The following is a 21,414-nucleotide window of genomic DNA, read 5'->3' on the forward strand; positions in this document are numbered from 1 at the left end:
ATCCTGATCGGGGGATCCAACGGTCGATGATCTGGTCGAAGCGAGCTCCGACTCCCGCTTTCGCCGGAAATCCCTGAACCCCTCGACACCGCCATGCCGCAGATGCCACAGTGCTTTACGCCACTGCTGTCCGCTCACATGGCCTCACCACCGTTCCTCTTCATCTGCTGACGGATGCTTTCGACGATCGACTCATAGTCAGCATGTCGGAAGTGGAAAGGCTGCGGGCCCCACTTGTGATCCCGGTCGATCCGAAGCTCACGACTCTCTCTCACCACTGACGACGCTGTCAGCGATCGCGCCTCTCTACGATACCGGATGTAGTCTGCATTGGCCGACAGCGCCCGATCTGCATACTCTTCTGCTTCGGTCGGTTTGATATTTCGCAGGCTCTGCAATGCCTCGCCCAATCCACGACCTCGTGACAGTTCCCTGCCCGCCTCGCGAGATCCTCGCTGAAGCCGACGCCATTGCCGCCCTGCTTTCGCGAATCCGTCGTTTTGTGGATGCTGTGCGCCGTCGAGAGCGCCCGCCCATTCGATGTCGAGGAGGACAGTCCTTTCCCACAGTTCGGCATCCTTGAGACCTTCAATGAGGGTGATGAAGCCTGACTTCCACTGGTCGAAGTGTTCGTCAGCGCCGAACTCGACGAGCCGTGCACCGCTGCGGCGCGCTGCGCGAGCAGCGCCACAGGATTCGATTTCAAGTGAGTTCGTCATGGTCGTACCATCGGGAAAACGCCAGAATCCCCGTCGTTCATCGACCAAGTCGAGAAGAACAACGTCGAGGTCCTCAGCGTTCTTGGCGATCCGCTCGAGGCCGCTCCCGTTGAGGTCGCTGGTGACCATGCGCGTCTGGAAGGCGGAGGTCAGATCGCTGAGATCGATTCCAGCTGTCCCATGCGGAGACTCCAAGCTCGTCACCGAGTGTCTGGCCACATAGGCTACGACCTCAGCCTCAGGCATGAACTCCGCCGTATCACGGCTCACGCAGGAACCGAAGATTGCGATCTTCATCGGCGCGAATCCTGGTGAACGACCGGGGTCTCGTCTTCCTGCCGCAAACGCTGCCTCTCCTCATACCGTGCATCGGCGATCTTTCGCGCGCGAGAAGCGAGCCTCCGGCCGGTGAAGTCATCCGCAGCTGCAACCGACGAAGCACGGTCATTCGGGTTCGCTGCTCTCAGAACGACGCGTTTCTTACTGGGATTGAGCCGCAGAGGCGGGGCATCAGTGATTCGCGGTGAACTCACTGCCTGAGAGGCCGGTTTGGGCAGAGCCGGGAACTTGGCCTTCGGCATTTCGGCGTCGAAGGACTTTGGCCAGACCTGCTCCTCGGCAGCTGCCAACATCGGAGTCGGCGTCTCTTCGACTTCGTCGACCGTGTCCTGTCGCTTCACATGACGTGCCGGAGCGGCCTTCGTCTTGGACGGGCGCGCTGCGTGCCGCGGGATGGGATTCTTGATGAGTTCGGGCTCGAGGATGTTGATCTCCTCTTTGACCGCGTTGCTCACAACATCGGCCAGGAGCTTGTCCGCGATGTCTTCCTTGCCCTTCGCAACATTCCACGCCCACCAGCGGTATTTCTCTGCGACAGCCTCGGCAGGGCCGTTCATGAGGATCTCGCCTCGGTGCATCCAGACTGCGCGGGTACACAGCTCCTGAATCACTTTTGCGGCATGGTTGACGAGGAGAACCGTTCCTGCTTCGGCAAGGAGCTCGTCCATTGCACGTTCGCTGCGTTCGGCGAACGTCGCGTCGCCGGTCGACAGGGCCTCGTCGATGAGCAGAATCTTCGGGCGCGCCGCCAGGGCGATGGCGAATCGGAGTCTGGCGCCCATGCCCGAGGAATAGGTTCCCATCGGACGGTGAATCGCCGACCCCAATGCCGAAAGCTCAACGACATAGTCGAAGGCTTCGGCCGCCTCTTCGGGAGACAACCCCATCGCCAGACATCCGAGGCGCACGTTCTCGCTTCCCGACAGCGCGGGTTGCAAGGCAGCGCTGACACCGAGCAGAAGCGGCTGGTAACGGACGAGAATGCGGCCACGGTCCGGTTGCTCGACCCCGGCGACGTTGCGCAGGAAGGTGGACTTTCCGGAACCGTTGGCCCCGACGATTCCCACCATCTCTCCTTCGCGGGCAACGAAGTTGACCCCACGCAGCGCTCGCACAGTCGTCTGACCTTGCCGTCCGACGATCTTGTTCGTCAGGCGTCGGACACCAGTTGCCCTGCTGCCGGGATCGTTGGTGTTGACGGTGTACCGGACCTGGACGTTCTCCGCGATGATATTGGGTTCCTGGACCTCAGAGTCGGCCATAATTCTCCTCCCCTCTCCAGAAGAACAGGAATCCGACGATGAGAAGGCCGAACGCCCAGACCGTGCCGACGATCCACATCTTCGGATCTGTATCCACTCCGTAGAGCAGTGAGTTGCGCACCAGCGTCAGGTAGGCATGCATCGGGTTGTACTGCATAGCTGCCAAGAGTGCCGGGTGATTGTCCAGTCGGTCTTCGATGGAGAAGAACACTCCCGATCCGTAGAGCCAGAAACGGCTGACAATCGACATGAAGTTCGTGAGGTCCGGGATCTTGTGACCGAGGCGCGCAAGGAAGCAGGCGAGTCCGACGTTGAAGATCGTCTGCAGGATCACCACAGGGATCACCAGAACGATTCTCCACGTGATCTCTTCCAGCGGTGGGGCGATTGCGAGGACGATCACCATGACCAGCAGGGTCGGCATGAAGTCAAGGAAATTGCGGACCACGGTGGAGATCGGGAGCGCTGCGCGTGGGAATTGGAAGCCCTTGATCATGGACGCACCGGAACGGATCGCTCCGGTTCCGCCAGTCATGCACTTACCTGTGTAACCGAAGAAGAATACGCCGACGACGAGGAACCCGAGGAAGTTGTGAATACCTCGCGAGGTCCCCAGGATGTAACCGAAGATGAACCAGAACGCGAGCACCGAAAGCAGTGGATTGAGGAACAGCCACCCGTAGCCGAGTATGTTCTTCCTCGTCGAGCTCGACATCTTGGCTCGGGACTCGGCGATGATGAAGTGGCGGCGGTTCCACAGCGCGGCCAGGTAGCTGCTCAGGCTCGTCCGTCGACCGACGGGCACGAGACCTTCGCTCGACACGGACGGGATCGAACTCAGCCCGAGGGGGTTCTTCGTCTCACTCATCGCACATCACTCCCCACGAGTTGAGAATAGACCTGCCCATATCGCCGTCCGATTTCCTTCCACCTGCGAGTTGCAAGTACGTGTGCTCGTCCATTGTCTCCGAATCTTGCCCGCGCAGTGTCATCGGCGGCGAGTTCGGACAGCAGTTCCGCGAGCTTCTGCGGGTTCTCCGGCGGTGTCGCCAAGCCTGCGCTGTCCGGAACAAGTTCACGCAGTGCCGGCAGGTCGGAGATGACGATGGGCCTTGCAAGACCCATCGCTTCGATCGGTTTGATCGGAGTGACCAGACGACAGACTGGTTCATCTTTGCGCGGCACGACGATCGCGTCGAGCGCGAGTTGGTATTCAATTGCCTGGGCTTGGGAGACTCGTCCGGTGAAGACTGCGTTCTCCCCCAGAACCTCGGCGCGTTCCCGCAGTACCGGCAGGGCGACACCATCGCCGGCGATCAGCAGCCGCAGGTCCGTGCCCTGGCTCCGGGCGAGGATGACGGCATCGACGAGGTCGTCGAGGCCCTCGTATCCAACGATCGACGCTGCTGTGCCGACCCAGATTCCGTCTTCGGGCAAACTGAGGCTTTTTCTCACCTCGGCCGGAGTGCGGGTGACATCGGTGTCGACAACTGCTTCGGAGACCGAATTCGGAATGAGAGTGATGGTTTCTGCCGGCACTCCCCCGGCGATCAGGTGCTCACGCATCGTCTCGCCCAGAGTGATGACTGCGTCGGCTGCCGACGCCACTTCAATTTCCTTGGCCCGCATGAGCGCGAAGCGTTGACTGTCCCGTCGCGCAGAACGCTCTTCCGGGCTGCTTCCTGCTGCCGTCCACGTCTCTTCCAAGACTCCGCGGACTTCGTAGACCCATGGCAGGCCCACTGCTTTCGCGGCCGCACCAGTGGCCAAGCCGTTGACGTAGTGCGTTGTCGTGTGGAGGATCTCAGCACCACGTTCGCGGGCTTCAGCAGCGATGTGATTCGCCTGCTCGCTCAGCCGCTCGGATGGCGTGGGTCGTGGCCTCAGAGGCACGTCACGGATGTATTCGACTCCGTCGACGACTTCGACCGGTGCTTGGCTCAGTCGTCCGATGGTCACGGGATACGACGGGCGTGTGATCGCGGCCGTTTGATGGCCAGCGTCCCGCAGAGTGGTGAGGATGGCATGTGACCGGTACGCATATCCGGAGCGGGTATGCGGCAAGGAGTTCGTCAGCACATGCAGCGCCGTCGGATGCTGAGTTCGGTCAAGGTCGGCATTGCCGCGTACACGACGAGCCGTGACATGGCTCGACACCTCCGGCCACCATTGAGGCTGCAGAGACTGTCGCTCATCGAGCAGTCGTGTCCGGCGTGCGCCGTCTGGCAGGACTGCGATGGCTTCGTCGATGTGTCCCTTGGTCCACTCGATACGTGAGCTCAGTGCTTGGGCACCGGGAACGGCAGCCGCGATCGATTCGGCTTCGTCAAGGAGTCCCAAATTGAGAGCGATCTCGCCGAGCAGTCGGGAAGGCGAGGGGGATCCGGCGACCAATGACTTCGCTGTCGTCTCTTCTCCGAGCAGCCACGCGGATGCCGCCCGAGTGGCGTCCCCTGGCAGACGTCCGAGTGCTTGTCCGACGAAGCGCGAGGCAGGGCCCGGCAGTCGACGTGCCAACTGCATACCGAAGAACACCCGGTCGTCGTTGATATGACCAGCCGTGGTCAGAACAGCGTTCGTCAGCTGTCGTGCGAGGAAGCGCAGGTTCACGAAACCACCCGCTCAAGGAGCCGTTCGTATGTGCGGCCCATTGCGGCCGCCGAAGCATTCCGAACCACCCAGTCGCGTGGGTTCAGACCTGAGGGCGGATTCGATCCGAATTCCTCACCGGATTCGACTCGTTCTCGCATCCTCTTCATTGCCGCGGCTACGGAAGCGACCTCACCGGGAACCGCAACTTCTCCTGCCGCGGTATGGGTGATGATGTCCGCGGCCTCACCGGCCACGACTCCGAGGACAGGAATTCGACGGGCCATCAGCGAATAGAGCTTCGACGGCACAGTGCACGCATAGGAGTCGAGCGAGCTGAGGCTGACGAGCCCGGCATCTGCCCACTCCCAATGGGCCGCGAGTTCGGCACCTGCGATCTGTGGATGGAATTCCACCGGCACACCGTACGCGGAAGCGACGGTCTTGAGTTCGACAGCATCGACGCCATCGCCCACGATTCGCAGTCGCACGCCCTCGGTGCGAGCCAACGCACGAATCGAGGTGCTGAGATCCTGAGATCGCCCGACCGTGCCCACGTACAGCAAGTTGAGTCCACGGCGATCGCCTTCAGCCCTGCCGATGACTTCGCCGCCGGCAGTGCCCGTCTCGTCTGCCGTAGGGACGAGGGGAATCGCTCCCGTTGCAGTCAGCCCGGACGCACCTTCCAACTCCGCCGGCGAGACTCCGCTGCGGACGACCTCGGCGGTCACCCCACGCTGTTCCAAACGACGTTTGAAACCCTCCGTGGTGACGACGACGACCGCTGCACGCCGTTGAGCACGAGTGAGCAGGTCCGGCAGCAGTCGATGTTCGAGACGCTGCGTCAGCGACCCGGGAAGAAACTTCCCAACAGCACCCGTCACCAGGTTCATCTCCGAAATGAGGTCGGGCCAGGCATCGCGGACTTCAGCGATGTGCGGAACCCGCAGCAGACGCGACAGAGTGTCGCCGGCCAGCAGAAACGGCAGTGCCGGAGTCGTGGAGACGATGACATCGGGGCGCATTCTGCCTCGCAGCCGATCGATGACCGCCGACATCGCGCCTGTCGCCGACACTGTCTGGTCGAGCAGCTGACGAGCCATCGACGAGCCGCTGTGCAGGTACGGCACGCGGAGGATCCGCTCACCGTCGATTCCGGTGTCCCAGGTACCGCCGAGGCGCACGTCGACTCGACGGCGACCTCGCCCGACATTGGAGCCGAAGAATCCGTTCCGGTCGGAATACGGGTAGTGCGGGTGTGGTGCCACCGTGATGACGTCGTGTCCGATTGCACGCAGGTGGTCGACGAGGATGCGCCACCGTCGCTGCGGTGCGCCGACCTCGGGGTAGTAGTAATGACTGAGCAGAACGATTCTCATGCAGTGACAGCCTCCGTACGGGCTCGACGGTTCAACCACATGGGCAGAAGCGCGTAGAGGGCGAGCAATCCGACCCAGAACACATGGGCCGGGTACGTCGTCGCCGTATTTCCGCTGATGAGGGTCGGAACGGCCATAATGCAGGCAAGGATGCTCAGCGCGGCGTGGAACAGAGAAACGGAGCTGTGCGGCCACCCTGCCTGCTGAATCCGCTGGTAGATGTGTTCACGGTGAGGCAAGAGAATGTTCTCTCCTCGGAAAAGTCGCATGACCAGAGTGAGTCCGACGTCGAAGAAGACTAAGATCATCGGGGCGATGATGACGACGATCGGTACTCCCTGAACGAACAGCCATACCGCAAGAGCGAAGACGGCCGCCCCGATTCCGTAGCTGCCCGTGTCGCCGAGGAACGCCTTGGCACGACCGAGGTTGAACGGGAGGAATCCCACAGCAGCACCGGCCAGCGCCAGAGCCAGCAGAGCGATATCGTTCTCGCCCACCCAGGAGCCGACGAAGGCGAACCATCCGGACGTGACGATGGTCCATTCGGTGACATAGCCATTGAGTCCGTCGACGAAGTTCACGGCGTTGACCGTGGTCACTCCGATGACAGCGAAGGCGATCACGTGGGCGATTCCCTGAGTGGAGAACATCGCGATGATCGCGCTGAACAGCAGAGCCAGGATGACCTGTCCGATCAGTCGCCCAGCAGGACGCAGGGAGTCGAGGTCGTCGCTCATCCCGATGGCCGAATAGCACCAGGTCAGCACCAGGAAACCGATCGGCAGGAGGACGCCGCCGAGGCCGAAGACCCCGTCTTCGCTGACGCTCCAGACCATGGCGAGAATCGTTGCCACGGTGATGCCGCAGCCGATGGCGATTCCCCCGCCGCGGACAGTCGACAGTGTATGTGAAGAGCGATAAGAGGGGACATCGACAACCCCCGCTCGACGCAGCAAGGGGAAGGCGATGAGGGCGCTGAGAGCCGTGACCACCGCGGCCACAACCAGGATCACCAGCGACTGCAGAGCCATCAGAGGCCGACTCCGGTGTCATGAGGATCTGCGCCTGGCTCAGAGGCTCTTGATGATGTCGCTGCCGGTTCGATGGCCGCCGCTGCGTCATCGGTGACCGGGACTGACTCAGAGTCGAGGAGGCTCGTCAAACGCTCCTCGAGGACCGCCCGGTGAGTGAAGACCTGCGGGTCACGAGATTCGGCGACCAGGGCACCGAGCTTCTCCAGATCGATCGGAGCGATCGGCACCTGAGTGATCAGCGGATGATTGGGTCGGCTGTCGACCTCACCCGGCGACAACAGCGCTTCAGTGAGCTTCTCCCCCGGGCGGAGACCTGTGTAGACGATCTGCGTATCACTGCGACCCGACAATGCGATCACCCGCTTGGCGAGATCAGCGATGCGGATCGGTTCACCCATGTCGAGGACCAAGGTCTCTCCGGGGCCGCCGATCGCCGCCGCCTGCAGAACGAGCTCACACGCCTCATCGGCAGTCATGAAGTACCGAGTGACCTCGGGGTCGGTGACAGTGACGGGATCGCCGGCCGCCACCTGAGCCACAAAGGTTTCGAGCACGGACCCTCGGGAACCGAGCACATTGCCGAATCGCACAGACATATAACGCCGCCCGGTTGCTCCAGCCACAGAGGCGATCGCCCGCTCGATGGAGAACTTCGTCCGCCCCAGCACCGAGGTCGCCCCGGCGGCCTTGTCTGTGGAGATGTGGACGAAGGAATCGACGTCGTGAGCCACCGCCGCGTTGAGCAGGTCGAGGCTGGCACCGACGTTCGTGCGCACTGCCTGCTCAGGGAAGCGCTCGAGAAAAGTCAGGTGTTTGAGAGCCGCGGCGTGGAAGATGATGTCCGGCTTCGCCTCGGCGACGAGGGCATCGATGAATGCTGGATCTCGCAGGTCCCCGAGGACGAGGTCGTCACTGGTCAGAAGGGCTGAACCCTCAAGACCGAGCTCGGTGGCGTGCAGGCCGGATTCGTCGCGGTCGGTCATGATGAGTCGGGCCGGGTCGAACCGGGCGACCTGGCGGCACAGCTGTGAGCCGATTGAGCCGCCCGCCCCGGTGACGAGGACGACCTTGCCGGTGATCGCCGAGGCGATGTCGTCGATATTCGTCGAGATCGGTTTGCGTCCGATGAGGTCTTCGAGGCTGACATCGCGGAAGCTTCGGTGACGCAGGTCGGCGACGTCACGGGCGTCCGGTTCGGGGCGGGCCAGCGCGGAGTCCGAGAGCTTCGGCATGATCTTGATCTCGACCGGCCGGGATTCGAGATTCGAAGCGATGCGGGAGAGCTCTTCTGGAGGCAGGTCGGAGATCGCAATGATCACAGCCCCGGCACCGGTGCGATCGACATGATCGGCGATGTCGGCGATCGGTCCGAGCACGCGAATTCCGTTGTAGCGCAGATGCCGTTTGGCGGGGTCGTCGTCGAGGATGCCGACGGCGACGAATTCGTTGTGCGAGTCCTGAGCGATCATATCGAGGGCGAGCATGCCCTGGTCCCCTGCGCCGACAACGATCGTGGGGCGAGAGGCGCCGGACGTGGTGAGGCTGCGTTGCCTCATGTTGCGACGAATCCAGTTCTCGAGGCTCTTGACCACCACCATGAGCGCTCCCGCCGTGATGGGGACGCTGGTCGGGATGAGCAGTTGGCTGGCGAGCGCGAATTCCGCAACCCACATGATGCCGACGCCCAATGCAGCCGTTCCCACGATGGCGGCGAACTGATCGGTTGAGCCGCGTCTGTAGCGTCCGCGATAGATCGCCAACGGCCCGCCGATGAGGAAGACGATCAGGCCGATCGCCGAACAGACGAACATGCCCAATGCATTGACGAGCTCAGTGTGGAAGTCGTATCGCACCAGCGTCATCGCTACGACGAGGAACGCGAAGACGAGACCGTCGATGAGTGACAGCGCCATGGCTCTGCCGAGCCGCCTCATAGGGGTCCGTGAGGGGATGGGGTCAGACTTGCTTCCCACGGTCCTCTTTTCATTCTGGTTTCCCCGTCCGACTTCGCGAAGCCGCTTGCAACTTTCCGATTGTACTATTGGCGTTAACAGGTTTCACACATAAATGACGCTGTGAACTTTGAGCGTCGACAGCCGTCGCCTGACTTCGATTCACTTCCCCGTCACGCACCCTGGCTACCGCCGAGAGGACTCGACCCCGTGCCGCAAACACCACTTCGCACATTGAGGACCGCTGTGTGGCATCTGCGCAACGGCGGAATCAGCCAAGTCGCGAAGTGGCGGCGTCGCCGTTCGTTGGTCCAAGGAGCCGCAGAAGCCTCCGCCGAGGTCGCTACAGGCAGTCTGTCCGCGGAGGTCCTCGGGGAGCTGTTTCCTCCCCTGCCGGTGCAGCATCGCCTTCCGGTCTTCGAACGGTTGTCGGTTGGGGCCGTCCTCGACGAGTTCTCGGCCGAGAGCCTCGGCTTTGAGTGGTCGCTCCGCCCGCTGTCGCCGACACAGTGGTCAACCGAGCTCGACGGTCTCGACTTCGTCTTCGTCGAGTCCGCCTGGAGTGGCAATGACGGTCAGTGGAAGTTCAAGCTCACGAGCCCGTCGGGTCCGAGTGCAGAGATCTCCGATCTGCTCGGCGAGTGCCGTCGCCGAGGCATTCCGACCGTCTTCTGGAACAAAGAGGATCCCCCGCACTTCGAGGATTTCCTGCCCCTGGCACAGATGTTCGACGTCGTCTTCACCAGCGATGTCAGACTGATCCCCGAGTATCGCTCCAGACTCGGTCACGACAGGGTCGCCGCCTTGCCCTTCGCCGCACAGCCGGCGATCCACAATCCCTCACGTCCTGCGCGGAATGCCGCTGCCAGGGACATTGCCTTTGCGGGCATGTACTTCGCCCACAAGTATCCGGAGCGCAGGGAGCAGATGGACCTGCTGCTCGGTGCCGCTGACGCCGTATCGCCGAGGATGCAGTATGGGCTGGAGATCTTCTCCCGTTTCCTCGGCAACGATGAGCGGTATCAGTTCCCAGGCAACCTGGCCGGGCGTGTGGTCGGGTCGCTTCCGTACCGCAATCTGCTCACGGCATATAAGCATTTCAAGGTCTTCCTCAACGTCAACTCCGTCACCGACTCTCCGAGCATGTGCGCGCGCAGGATCTTCGAGATCAGTGCCGCCGGCACCCCGGTCGTCACCACCCCGAGTGCGGCGACTCGAGAGTTCTTCCCCACCACCGAGGTCCCTCAACCTGAGACTCCGGAGGAAGCAGAGTGGACTCTGCGTGCCTATGTGCGCAGTCCTGAGTTGAGAGACCGCACCGTCCATCTTGCCCAACGACGCATCTGGGCGGAGCACACCTACACTCACCGAGCGATGACGGTGATGGATTCGCTCGGCCTGGACTATGCGCAGCCATTCCCCACGTCCGTCTCGGCTGTGGTGTCGACGAATCGGCCGGACCACCTCGGCGAGGTTCTGCGGACCCATGCCGCGCAGCTGCACACGGATAAGGAGCTCGTGCTGGTGGCCCACGGCTTCGCGGCACCTGCCGATCTGCGTGCCCGCGCCGCACAAGCAGGGGTTGAGCATCTGCAGATCGTCGAGGTCGACTCTGCGCTGCCGTTGGGCGTCTGCCTCAATCGCGGAGTTCAGGCTGCCTCCGGCGACGTCATCGCGAAGATGGACGACGACGATGTCTACGGAGCGCACTACCTGGGCGATCAGCTCGCGGCACTGCGCTATTCGAATGCCGATCTCGTCGGCAAGCAGGCACACTATCTGCATATCCGGGGCCGTGACATCGTCATCTGCCGTTTCCCCGAACGCGAGCACCGGTTCACCGACCTCGTCATGGGCCCGACCCTGATGACGCATCGGTCGACGCTTTTGGACAACCCGTTCGCCGAACGCACCCTTGGTGAGGACACTGAGCTCCAGCAGAGACTCGTCGGCTCCGGAGCCCGGATCTACTCGGCAGACAGGTTCAACTTCGTCCAGGTCCGTGGCGACCATGCCCACACGTGGAGCGTCGACGACAGTCACCTGTTGGCCAACGGGAATATCCACGCCTTCGGCTACGCTCCGGGCCACTACTGTTTCTGAGGTTCCGGTCGTCGGCTCTCGCCCGAACACTCGCTCGGCAGTATTGAGCGGCCCGCGGAATTCTTCGTATGCCCCAGGTGAACTGTTGGTGAAATGGGCGGTTTCGGTCTGCTCCGGTCAGTAGCGTGGCGGTCATGCTGTGAAGATTTCGCAGTGGGACGCCACCGCTTCCGGTGGCCAGAAGTTCCATTGCGGACGCTGGACAACTGGAGCCCATTTGAAGACCACCACGACCGGAACCGAGGACCTCGGATCCGTCCGCGAGAACGTCTCTCGTGTCATTGATGAGACTTCGTCCCTCAATGCCGAACTCGCCAAGGAACTCATCAGCGCCTACGACCGTGAGTCGAAGCTGCTGGGAGGCATCAACAAGCGCGAGAAGGAGATCGAGCGGCTGAAGAACGAAGTCGCGAAACGGGATGCGAAACTCGCCTCGGTCAATGAACGCCTCGAACGACTGTTGGGCTCCAAAGCCATGCAGGTTCAGCGCGCCTACTGGCGCCTGCGCCGTCCGCAGCGCGGCACCTCCCAGCAGAGGGGTGGTCAGCGATGAAGGACGCCGATATCAAGAAGCGGCAGGCCGCTCTCGACACCCGCATCAAGGAATTGAAGGCAACTCGCGCGCGCCAGAAGTCGCTCGGCGTGCACACGCAGTCGGACTACTTCATCGACGGTCTGCTCGGACGGCACCCCTACATCGACCTGGCTGAATCTCGTGACGAGTACATTGAGCGCCACCGGTCCTTCGCAGCCCCGGTCGAAAGCAAGATCTCAGCCCTCATCGACAAGGCTCAGCAGCTGCCGAGGACTTCAGGCCAGCATTGGGATACTCGCCGGAAGCTGCGCATCGGGATCATCGCCGACCGGTTCCTCTTCGACTCGCTCAAGGACGCGGCTCATGTGGTGCCGATCAATCCTGAGACCTACGAGCAGGACATGGCGGATATCGACCTGCTGCTCATCACCTCGGCCTGGCGCGGGCTTGCTGACGAATGGTTCAACGTCGCCCTGTCCGGTTCCCCGGCACGCCAGATCCTCGAGTCGAAGATCGTTCCCTTCGCCCGCGCGAACGAGATCCCGATCGCCTTCTATTCGAAAGAGGATCCGCCGAACTACGAACAGTTCGCACCCCTGGCGAAATTCGCCGACCACGTGTTCACCAGCGCCGTCGAATGCGTGCCTCGCTACCGTGAGTACCTCCACCACGAAGTGCCCGTGACTGTCCTGCCCTTCGCGGTGAACTTCGTCCATCATCATCCGCTCGGCAGCATGCGTCATTCCGGTCGCGAGTTCGTCTTCGCCGGTTCTTGGTTCGAGCACAAATATCCGGAGCGGAAGTCATCCGCCCAGCGGATCTTCGACGGTCTGCTGTCGGCCGGAGCGGATCTCACGATCGTCGACCGCAACCTCGAACTCGACACCGAGAAGTTCGCGAAGGCCGAACGCTATCTCTTCCCTGAACGGTACCTGCCGCATCTGCACCGGCCCATCGATCACGAGACCTTGCTCGATCTGCAGCGGCTTCTGCCCGTGGGCATCAATCTCAACTCCGTTGTGAACTCCCAGTCGATGTACGCCAACAGGATCATCGAGCTGCAGGCCATGGGAACGTTCATCGTCTCGAACTACAACGCGGGCGTGAACTCCCTCTATCCGCAGGTGTGCATGCCTGACTCCGCTCTCGACATGGAGCAGACGTACCGGGCACTGACACAGCGCAGCATCCGGGAAGCACAGATGGCGGGAATCCGTGCCGCGTTCACTGCCAACACTGCGTTCGACCGTATCGACACGATCGCCGAGGAGATGGGACTGGACTCCGGTTCTCCCGATCACACGGTCTACGTCACCGGACTGACGGAATCGGACTTCGACGCCTTCCGCCTGGCCCAGTCGTATGCGGGTCCGGTGGAGGTTCTTCCACACGACTCCGACCGGGTCGCCGGCGCTGACGGCGACGTCGTCATCGACCTGACCGGGCATTCCGATTTCGGTCCTCACCTCGTGCAGGACGCGGTGAATGCATTCCGCTTCACCGACGTCGACGAGGTCCGGATTCTGCCGATCGATACGACCGAGCCTCTCTACGAATTCGTCGATCCGGTCGACTCCGACCAGCACATCACCGCCACGTGGTGCCCGGCCGGAAGCCGCCTCGGTGACGGTGTCGGACCTGAGCGCAGGACGCTGGCGATCGCCTCGGATCTCGCTGTCGAGCGGGTCGAGACGATCGAGGTCACGGCAGAACCCGAAATCAGCGTGATCGTTCCCGTCTACAACAACGGTCCGCATCTGAAGTTCAAGTGCTTCGAATCCCTGCGCCGGTCATCGATCTTCGACCGCTGCGAGGTCCTCCTCGTCGACGACGGTTCCACCGACATCGAAACGCCGGCGGTCCTCGACGAACTCGACCGCGCCTATCCCAATGTTCGAGTCCACCGCTTCCCGGCCGGCGGGTCGGGAAGCGCTTCGCGTCCACGCAACAAGGGGCTCGAACTCACCCGCACTCCGTACGTGACGTATCTCGATCCGGACAATGAGCAGACGAACGACGGTTTTGCGCTGCTGCTCGAGATGGTCGAAGAGCACGGATACGACTTCGCCATCGGCAATATGATGCGGTTCAAGCACAACCGGATCATGGTCAAGAATGCGGGCATTCTGCGTCCGGTCGTCGGCGAGGAGGGTGTCCTCGAGGACGATGCGCTCTCTAGAGTGAAGTTCCAGCCGATGAGCATCCAGGCGCTCGTGGCCGACACGCAGTGGCTGAAGAGCCTCGGCATCTATCAGCCGATCGGCGCCGTGGGACAGGACTCCTACTTCTTCCAGCAGATGCTCTTCCACGCCCGCCGGATCGGGCTGACGTCGACACCGATCCACACCTACTATGCGGCGGTGACGAACTCGACGGTCAATGCCATCGGCCCGCGCTTCTACGAGAAGTACCTGCCCCTGGAGGAGGACAGGTCTGCGTGGCTGCGCGAGGTCGGTCTGCTCGAGGACTACAACGCCAAACGGCTCGAACCTTTCGTCAAAGGATGGTTCGTCCAGAAGCTCGCGTTCGCCGCCGAAGAGGATATCGATGAGTGCAAGAGCCTCATCCGTCAACTCACGCGGTTCTACGGCAAGACGTCGTGGAAGGACGCCGAGCTCGCCGAGCTCCATGCCGTCACTCATGTCTGAGGCCACACTCAGCGAAGAGCCCCCATTCGAGCGACTGGGCACATTGCTGCCCGGAGACCGCATCGAGCGACGCCCCGGTCTCTTCCAACGCTTCGATTTCCACGCCGGAACGGTGACGGTTCCCGCGCTCCTGTGGTCTAGGGTCGAGCCGACCGGCCGTCTCGTCATCGCCTTCAACGGAGCAGTCCGGAGGACACCGGGGAAGGATCCGCAGGAGATCTTCCAACGGCGAACCTGGGTCGACGACTTCGACGCCGATGTCCTCTTCATCTCCGATCCGACGCTGCGCACGGACAATCAGATCAGCATCGGATGGGGGCAAGGAGCTCCCGGCCGCTTTGCGCTGCCCGCAATGGCCCAGACGGCCCGTTTCGTCGCAGAGTGTCTCGAGGTTCCGTCGGCTGCTCGCCTGTATTTCGGGACCAGCGCGGGAGGCTTCCAGGCTCTCCAAGCAGCCGCCCGCGACGAAGGCAGCCGTGCCCTGGTGAACAACCCGCAGATCGACTGGACGAAGTACATCCCGGTCTACGTCACCACGATCGCCCGCCAGTCCTATGAGGGTGCGACTCCGGAGGACACTTCGGAGAACTTCCCGGACAGAACATCGACCGCTCACGCCTTCGCCGAGTTCGGGCATATCCCCCGAACTCGCTGCCTGCTCAATGCCGCCAGCGAGAACGATGCCCTCGCGCAGCTGCCCGCGCTTGTCGACGCTCTGCCCGCTCAGTCCGGTGAACGATCCTGTTTTGATGTATCGCTGTATTCCGACGTCCGCGGCGGTCACAATCCACTGTCCAAAGCCGCCACCGCCGCGGCCGTCAACGCTATCGTCAGCGAGGCCGCAGATGAGTGAACGGATCGAAGTCGACACCCGTGAAACAGCACCTGAACCTGTGTTGGAGTCCGTTCCTGCTATCGAATCCTCGAGTGAGAGCAGCCGAACCGACCGCGTTCCCGCTGAGAATCCGATTGTCGACGGCATCGCAGCTGCCGCTCGACTGCTGTCCGAGCATTCCGATGACCTGGAGACGGCCGCGCGGAAGATCAGCTCAGTACTCAACGGTCTGACGTCTTCGGCAACGGTCTGCCGGATTCTCTTCCACACTGCGGTGGCCGAAGGTTCATCTCTGCGATCGCGGTTCGTGGCTGACCTCCTGGCCAGCAACGGCCGTGCCCAGCTGGCACGTCTGCTGGCCGATCAAGCGGTCGCGACAGGGGCGAAGCCCTGGCAGAGGAGACGGCTGGAGTCCCTCATGCAGGATTCTCCGAACAGCGACTTCGGTGAGGGCGCCCGCCGATCATTCGACCTGACCATCTCCGCTGACGGCACGACCACGCTCGAGTCAACAGGGTCGGATGTGCAGCAAGCAGCTCAGCACGAGCTGCGTGCCGTCACCCGCTCAATCGGTGCGGATACAGACTGGCTCGCCGAACTTGTCTGCAACCTCGATGACACCCCTGTCGGCATTCAGCACGACGTCGTCTGTATCCACATTGCGCCGACTGAGCTCGCATGCCAAGCGCTGACACCGGTACTGGAGACCCTCGCGATCCTGCCCGTCGTACCGATCCTCGTCGCCGAGTCTGTCGCGGCAGCACTGTCGACCTCTGACTCGGTGGGTCGGCCCCTCCTCGATCGGGCTCGCGTCATTCTGCTCACACCGAACCGATCAGGACAGCAGACGATCATCTCGATCCGCGGCTCCGAACTGCTCGACGCCGGACCGAGTTCGGACCTCGTCCTGCCGACGGATATCGATATCCAAGCGCTGGGAGCCGCCCTCGGGCTGACGACCATCGTCGAGTCACCTGTGCTGGCCAAACACGTTCGCACGGTCGTCGACTCTCTTCGGATCGAATCATCCCGACTGCTGCCCCTGTCCTCGGCGACCAGAGCGTTCGCCCGGCTGCTGCGGTTCCGGGGAACGCGACGGCAGACCGCTCCGGTTCGCAATACTCTGACCGGGCACCTCCTGGCCGCCGGTTTCTTTGCCGAGGCCATGGCTCTCGTCGGTACCGTGCCGGCCTCCGACCGCGGAAAGGTCTACCGCGCACGACGCATCCGCGCTCTCTTCGGAACCGGACGCTTCGACGAGGTCGCCGACACTGCCGAGTCCGCGACCGCATCCGCCGCGGACCGGCCTCTCATCAGCGAGTCCGCAGCCGCCTCGGCGATGCTGCGCGAGCTAGAATCCGTGTCCGAGAACACCTCGGTGCCGTTCGAGCCCGTGCCCGGGAGGATCCTCACCAACCTCCACGCGAGCGCACCGGACCAAAGCGGCGGCTACGCGGTTCGCGCACACAGCGTCCTCAAGACCATCGCCGCCAACGACTTCGAGGTCATCGCTCTCACCCGTCCGGGCTTTCCCGAGGCAGCGAACTCGTTGGAACCGGGGGCCACCGCCGAGGTGGTTCACGACGGGATCCGCTACCTGCGCCTGGGCAGCGATTCCGCCCGCGCCGACGGTGAGTTCGCGTATATGCGCGAGGCCATCGACCATTTCGCCGAGGTGATCCGCAGGGAACGACCGTCGGCCGTCCATCTGCGTTCGACCTATGTTTCGGCTCTACCGGGACTCATCGCGGCCAAACGCTTCGGCCTGCCCGTCGTCTACGAGGTCTCGGGCATGTGGGAACTCGTCTACGAGGCCGCGAACACCGCCCGGATGGAGGGCCGTCGTGCACGCACCGTGGTGCTGGAGAACGCAGTGTTGGAGCATTGCGACGAAGTCCTCACCATCACCGAGGCGATGCGCGACATCATCAGCGACAGAGTGTCCACGCGACGCCCGATCGGCATCATGCCCAATGCCGTCTATACAGCTGAGTTCGCGTCTGCAGAGAAGAACCCGCAGGTGCTCTCGCGATTCGGCTGGGGCACTCACGACCCGATCATCGGATACATCGGCACGTTCGTCGGCTACGAAGGTCTCGACATCCTCGTTCGCGCCATCGCTCTCGTCCGCAGCCGCGGAGTCCCGGTGCGCGCACTGCTCGTCGGAGACGGCGCAGAGTCGTCCCGGATCCGGTCGCTGGCAGCCGATCTCGGTCTCGACGAATCGACTGTCGTCTTCACCGGGCGTGTCCCTCATGACGAGGTCGCCGAGCTCTATTCGGTCATCGATGTCTGCGCCTATCCGCGCCTGCTCACCCCGGCGACCCGCGCGGTCTCACCGCTCAAACCTTTCGAGGCGATGGCGGCGAAGAAGTCCGTCATCGTCTCCGACGTCCCGGCTCTTGCGGAGATCGCCGGATACGGCGAGCGCGGTCTCGTTGTGCCCAGCGGTGACGTCGAGGCTCTCGCCGAGGCGATCAGCGCAGTCATCGAGGATCCTTCCGCGACGCTGTCACGGGTGGAGGCCGCGGCCGCATGGACGGAATCGGAGCGCAGCTGGTCGGCGGTCGGTGCGGTCATGAGATCGGCGCTCGCTAGGCTGACGTCATGACACGGACGATGCTGTTCTACGGGCATGTCGCCTCGAACTGGGGCGACCTAGCCATCAATGCCGGTGCCCTCGAACTGATGCGCCGGGCCGAGGTCGACATCGAAGGCTCGACGGCTGTTCTCCTCGCTCCTTCGGACCAGTTCCGCAGGCAGGCGGGCTTCACCCTCAAGGGCATGAAGCAGCTGATCGTTCCCTCTGACGGCCGTGCACGCGGTGGCCGTGACGAGGTCGAGCTGCTCATCGACTATGTCGCTCATCCGCACCGGTTCGCCGAAGATGTCGGTATGGCCGATGTCGACCTCGTCGTCCTCAACGCCGGCGAGCATCTCTTCGAGTCGGCGACCGGGGAGAACCTCATCGACCTCGTGTGGAGGATCCTCCCCGCACTGGCCGCGCAGTCGCTGAAGAAACCAGTCGTCCTGCTGCCGTCGACCGTCGGCCCGTTCCGCACATCGTTCGGGACCGCGCTCGAGGAGTTCCTCCACCAGGGCGTCGACGCCGCAGCTTACCGTGATCTCGAGTCCCGGAGACTCGAGTCGCCCGATCTCGGTCAGGAGCTTCCGGTTCTCCTGGATCCCGGCTTCTTCGTGCCGGGACTTCGGGCTCAAGAGGAAGAGAACCGCGACGAGGATGCCCTCGGCATCGTCTTGCGGCCCGAGGACATGGGGATCCGACCAGGGTCACGCCGTTCGGCTTTCGTGCAGAACAAACTCCGAGAGTCGCATTTCCGCAGCTCTCAGGCGTTCCAACTCTTCACCTCGGTGGCCGAAGCCCATCTGGCCGATGGAGGAAAGCTGAAGGTCATCGTCCAGACCCGAGCCGACCGGGAGATCTCCACGGCCGTCGCCGATCATCTCACCGAGGTCGCCGGTTCGGACAGGGTCGAACTCATCGATCCGACTGGGTTCCGGTCGTTCGTCGACGAGCTCGGCCGCCTTGGTGCTTTGGTGACGTCACGCTTCCATTCGGTCATCCTCGCCTCGTCTCAGGCGGTGCCGACCGTGGGCGTGTATTCGGAGACGCACGGACACAAGATGCCGGGGCTGTTCGAGCTGCTCAAATTTCCCGACTGCGCCGTGCGTCTGGATGACCGCAGCATTTCGGCAGTGCGCGACGAAGTCGACGCGGCGCTGTCCACGGTCCGCGGCTCCATCGACGAGATTCACAATCGGATCCGGGCGAACAGAACCCTGGTCCGTCGCTGGTTCGCCGAGGCGATCGCCTCGCAGGAGACGACGACGTTCGACACGTCTGCACTGAGGATCGAGGCGTTGGCGCTGCTCTATCAGGCAGGGCTCGAACGCGCGCAGAAGGAATCACTGTCCCAAGTGCTGCAGGCAGTGCACGATTTGCGTGACGCCAACAGCCGCTCAGATGACAATGCACCCGGCGCAGAGCTGCGCTGAGACCGACCCGAGGAGCTGAAGAGATGATCGAGCGCACCATCCCCGAGGAGGGGCATCACCACGTCGAATCGGTGGCGGCGTTCACCGGGCCCCAGCCGGGCGCCTCGACGACGTACACAATCATGCTCGATGACGTCCCCATCGATCTGCGTTATGACGATCGCGGGTTCGACACCACCGTCGTCTTCTTCCATGCCGCGATCACGAAAGCTGTGCGTCGGTACCCGGTGTTCTCCGGGGCCACGTTCTCCGAAGATGTCGCTGCGAATCGTTTGTTCATCAGCGACCCGTCGCTCTACGTCGACTCCCGGATCAAGCTCGGCTGGTACGCCGGCAGCAGTCGGCAGCCTAAGCTGCAGGAGGCATTGACTGAGATCATCTCCAGATTCGACGGTCCGGAGCGTCGGCTCGTCTTCTTCGGCGCATCCGGAGGCGGCTTCGCCTCCCTCTACTACTCCACGCACTTTTCCGGTTCGATCGCTGTTCCGGTCAACCCGCAGACGACGATCCGCAAATACGTTCCGGTCATCGTCAACCGGTACCTCAACTATGCGTGGGACGGACTGCCCGTCGACGAGCTGCCGGTGTGCACCGATGTCATCGAGCTCTACCGTCGTCCCGTGTCCAATTCGGTGCTCTATGTGCAGAACTCCGGCGACAGCGATCATATGGAGCACCACTATGCGCCGTTCTTCGATGCGCTGCCGGACGGTCACCAGGTGGAGTCCCACCTCGTCGACGCCGGTGAAGGCCACGTTCCACCGAAGCGTGCCCTGTTGGGCAAGATCCTCAAGGACGTCGTCGGCAGCTGAGAACCCTCAGGTGATGGTGAGGCGGAACGGGAGCGTATTGGCTGCGGTGTCTCCGGAGAACTGACGCAATTCGACCGACCATTTCGATGCTCGGAAGTTCTGGCGAATCGACCAGCTGCCGTCTTCGGCACATTCTGCCGATCCCATGTGCTTGAAGTCGTTTTTGCCCTTCAACCAGAGTTCGATGCGGCTTCCGGGTGTGCCGACTCCGATGAAGTCGGTGGCGCCGGCTTTCCGGGCTTTGCCGGGCAGGGGCGAACGCAGGTAGAAGAACGGTTCGCTCTGTCCGAAGATGTCGGAGTTGATGCGGATGCACTTCTGCTTGAGCTTGCGCGTCCGACGGTGCAGATCGAGCAGAGCGTACTGCTGCGGCTGGGTGCGACGCCACGTCAGCCCCATCGTCTCCGGGATTGCTTCGTGTTCGACGACGCTGGCTCGGAACGCTTCGAGGTCGATGCCGAACGGGTCGAGATCCGCTTGGGTGAGCGGGCGCATGGAGTCGCCGAATTGGGCGATCCGCGAGTCGTAGTCCCCGTCGCCCTGCCGATGGTAGAGGTAGAGCCAGTCATCGGTGTCGGTCTCAACTCGGTGGGCCAGTCCCCCGCGCTGAACCGCGGTGGTCAGCCATTTCCGGTGGGAGGAGAGCATGAGGTCGCCGACGTCGGCCGCTGAACCGAAGAAGGTCGAGTTCGGGACGTGGCTGGGGTAGATCAGCTCGCCCCGATTGCCGCGCGGTGCGTCGATGCCGACGCCTTTCGCCGTCGTGGCTACCTGCGCCCCGGCAACATCCGCTTCGAAGGCCTCGAGATGGGCATCGTGCAATCGGGCCGAGAGCGCATCGTCGTCATCGAGCAGCTGGGCGTGAAGGGGACGCTTCGGGTGCGTCTCCGCCTTGAGCGCCGCGCGCACGGTGTCGCCGAGGCGGGAGTGATCCGGGACGAAGTGGAAGCGAACCGTGTCGATGAGTCCGTGATCATCGATGACGTCGTGGACATCGCCGAGGATGTCCGGCTGCAGGTCCGAGTCGAGCAGGATGGCCCACACCAGGTCTCGTTCGCCCATCGCGGCCACGCTGGCGGCGGTGATGGTACTGAAGAGTCCGAGGCGGGTTCGCCACCAGACGGGGTCGAAGATGCCCACACCCATGCGGGTCACCAGCACGGTGTGCGTTTGAACTGCCACGATCG

The 21,414-nt window shown here is 62.9% G+C and carries 15 protein-coding genes; 7 read left to right on the forward strand and 8 right to left on the reverse strand.

The genetic code is table 11. The features are described from left to right. Positions 1–134: 134 nt before the first annotated feature. The 7 genes from KTJ89_RS16500 to KTJ89_RS16530 are packed head-to-tail and all read right to left on the reverse strand — an operon-like array spanning position 135 to position 9,298. On the reverse strand, positions 135–1,016 hold the full coding sequence (locus KTJ89_RS16500; protein WP_259358514.1) for a DUF6270 domain-containing protein: 882 nt from the start codon (positions 1,014–1,016) through the stop codon (positions 135–137). After that, positions 1,013–2,320 carry an ABC transporter ATP-binding protein gene (locus KTJ89_RS16505; protein ID WP_259358515.1) on the reverse strand — a complete coding sequence of 436 codons (1,308 nt, stop codon included), beginning with the start codon at positions 2,318–2,320 and terminating at the stop codon, positions 1,013–1,015. The genes KTJ89_RS16500 and KTJ89_RS16505 overlap by 4 nt, the downstream gene beginning before the upstream one ends. Then, on the reverse strand, positions 2,307–3,188 hold the full coding sequence (locus KTJ89_RS16510; protein ID WP_062239295.1) for an ABC transporter permease: 882 nt from the start codon (positions 3,186–3,188) through the stop codon (positions 2,307–2,309). Before KTJ89_RS16510 ends, KTJ89_RS16505 begins: the two co-directional genes overlap by 14 nt. After that, positions 3,185–4,930 carry a glycosyltransferase family 4 protein gene (locus tag KTJ89_RS16515; RefSeq protein ID WP_259358516.1) on the reverse strand — a complete coding sequence of 582 codons (1,746 nt, stop codon included), beginning with the start codon at positions 4,928–4,930 and terminating at the stop codon, positions 3,185–3,187. The genes KTJ89_RS16510 and KTJ89_RS16515 overlap by 4 nt, the downstream gene beginning before the upstream one ends. Next, positions 4,927–6,288: a glycosyltransferase family 4 protein gene (locus KTJ89_RS16520; protein ID WP_259358517.1), complete on the reverse strand. Its 1,362-nt coding sequence runs from the start codon at positions 6,286–6,288 to the stop codon at positions 4,927–4,929. The genes KTJ89_RS16515 and KTJ89_RS16520 overlap by 4 nt, the downstream gene beginning before the upstream one ends. Then, positions 6,285–7,322 (reverse strand): MraY family glycosyltransferase, encoded by a 1,038-nt coding sequence (locus KTJ89_RS16525; protein WP_259358518.1) that lies wholly within the window; start codon positions 7,320–7,322, stop codon positions 6,285–6,287. The genes KTJ89_RS16520 and KTJ89_RS16525 overlap by 4 nt, the downstream gene beginning before the upstream one ends. Next, the gene (locus KTJ89_RS16530; RefSeq protein WP_259358519.1) at positions 7,322–9,298 is read right to left on the reverse strand and encodes a nucleoside-diphosphate sugar epimerase/dehydratase; all 1,977 of its coding nucleotides are present in this window, start codon (positions 9,296–9,298) and stop codon (positions 7,322–7,324) included. The genes KTJ89_RS16525 and KTJ89_RS16530 overlap by 1 nt, the downstream gene beginning before the upstream one ends. A gap of 189 nt (positions 9,299–9,487) precedes the next feature. Here KTJ89_RS16530 and KTJ89_RS16535 point away from each other — a divergent pair, with 189 nt between their 5' ends. The 7 genes from KTJ89_RS16535 (at position 9,488) to KTJ89_RS16565 (ending at position 20,227) form a co-directional block, all read left to right on the forward strand. Further along, a complete protein-coding gene (locus KTJ89_RS16535; protein WP_259358520.1) occupies positions 9,488–11,380 on the forward strand; it encodes a glycosyltransferase family protein in 1,893 nt (630 codons plus the stop codon). 217 nt (positions 11,381–11,597) lie between these two features. Next, complete coding sequence (locus tag KTJ89_RS16540) at positions 11,598–11,933, forward strand: hypothetical protein (RefSeq protein WP_259358521.1); 336 nt, start codon at positions 11,598–11,600, stop codon at positions 11,931–11,933. Beyond that, positions 11,930–14,563 carry a glycosyltransferase gene (locus KTJ89_RS16545; RefSeq protein WP_259358522.1) on the forward strand — a complete coding sequence of 878 codons (2,634 nt, stop codon included), beginning with the start codon at positions 11,930–11,932 and terminating at the stop codon, positions 14,561–14,563. Before KTJ89_RS16540 ends, KTJ89_RS16545 begins: the two co-directional genes overlap by 4 nt. Then, a complete protein-coding gene (locus KTJ89_RS16550; protein ID WP_259358523.1) occupies positions 14,556–15,416 on the forward strand; it encodes a hypothetical protein in 861 nt (286 codons plus the stop codon). Before KTJ89_RS16545 ends, KTJ89_RS16550 begins: the two co-directional genes overlap by 8 nt. Then, positions 15,409–18,009, forward strand: a complete 2,601-nt coding sequence (locus tag KTJ89_RS16555) for a glycosyltransferase (protein ID WP_259358524.1) — start codon at positions 15,409–15,411, stop codon at positions 18,007–18,009. The genes KTJ89_RS16550 and KTJ89_RS16555 overlap by 8 nt, the downstream gene beginning before the upstream one ends. Then, on the forward strand, positions 18,006–19,415 hold the full coding sequence (locus KTJ89_RS16560) for a polysaccharide pyruvyl transferase family protein (RefSeq protein ID WP_259358525.1): 1,410 nt from the start codon (positions 18,006–18,008) through the stop codon (positions 19,413–19,415). The genes KTJ89_RS16555 and KTJ89_RS16560 overlap by 4 nt, the downstream gene beginning before the upstream one ends. Positions 19,416–19,438: 23 nt before the next feature. Continuing rightward, entirely contained in the window at positions 19,439–20,227 is a 789-nt protein-coding gene (locus tag KTJ89_RS16565; protein WP_259358526.1) for a hypothetical protein, read from the forward strand. A gap of 6 nt (positions 20,228–20,233) precedes the next feature. Here the strand turns inward: KTJ89_RS16565 and KTJ89_RS16570 are convergent, their stop codons facing one another. Beyond that, positions 20,234–21,409: a glycosyltransferase gene (locus tag KTJ89_RS16570; protein ID WP_259358527.1), complete on the reverse strand. Its 1,176-nt coding sequence runs from the start codon at positions 21,407–21,409 to the stop codon at positions 20,234–20,236. Between the last annotated feature and the right edge of the window lie 5 nt (positions 21,410–21,414).

Origin of the sequence: Brevibacterium sediminis, assembly GCF_024895295.1 — a bacterium.
In the GTDB taxonomy this organism is placed as follows: domain Bacteria; phylum Actinomycetota; class Actinomycetes; order Actinomycetales; family Brevibacteriaceae; genus Brevibacterium; species Brevibacterium sediminis.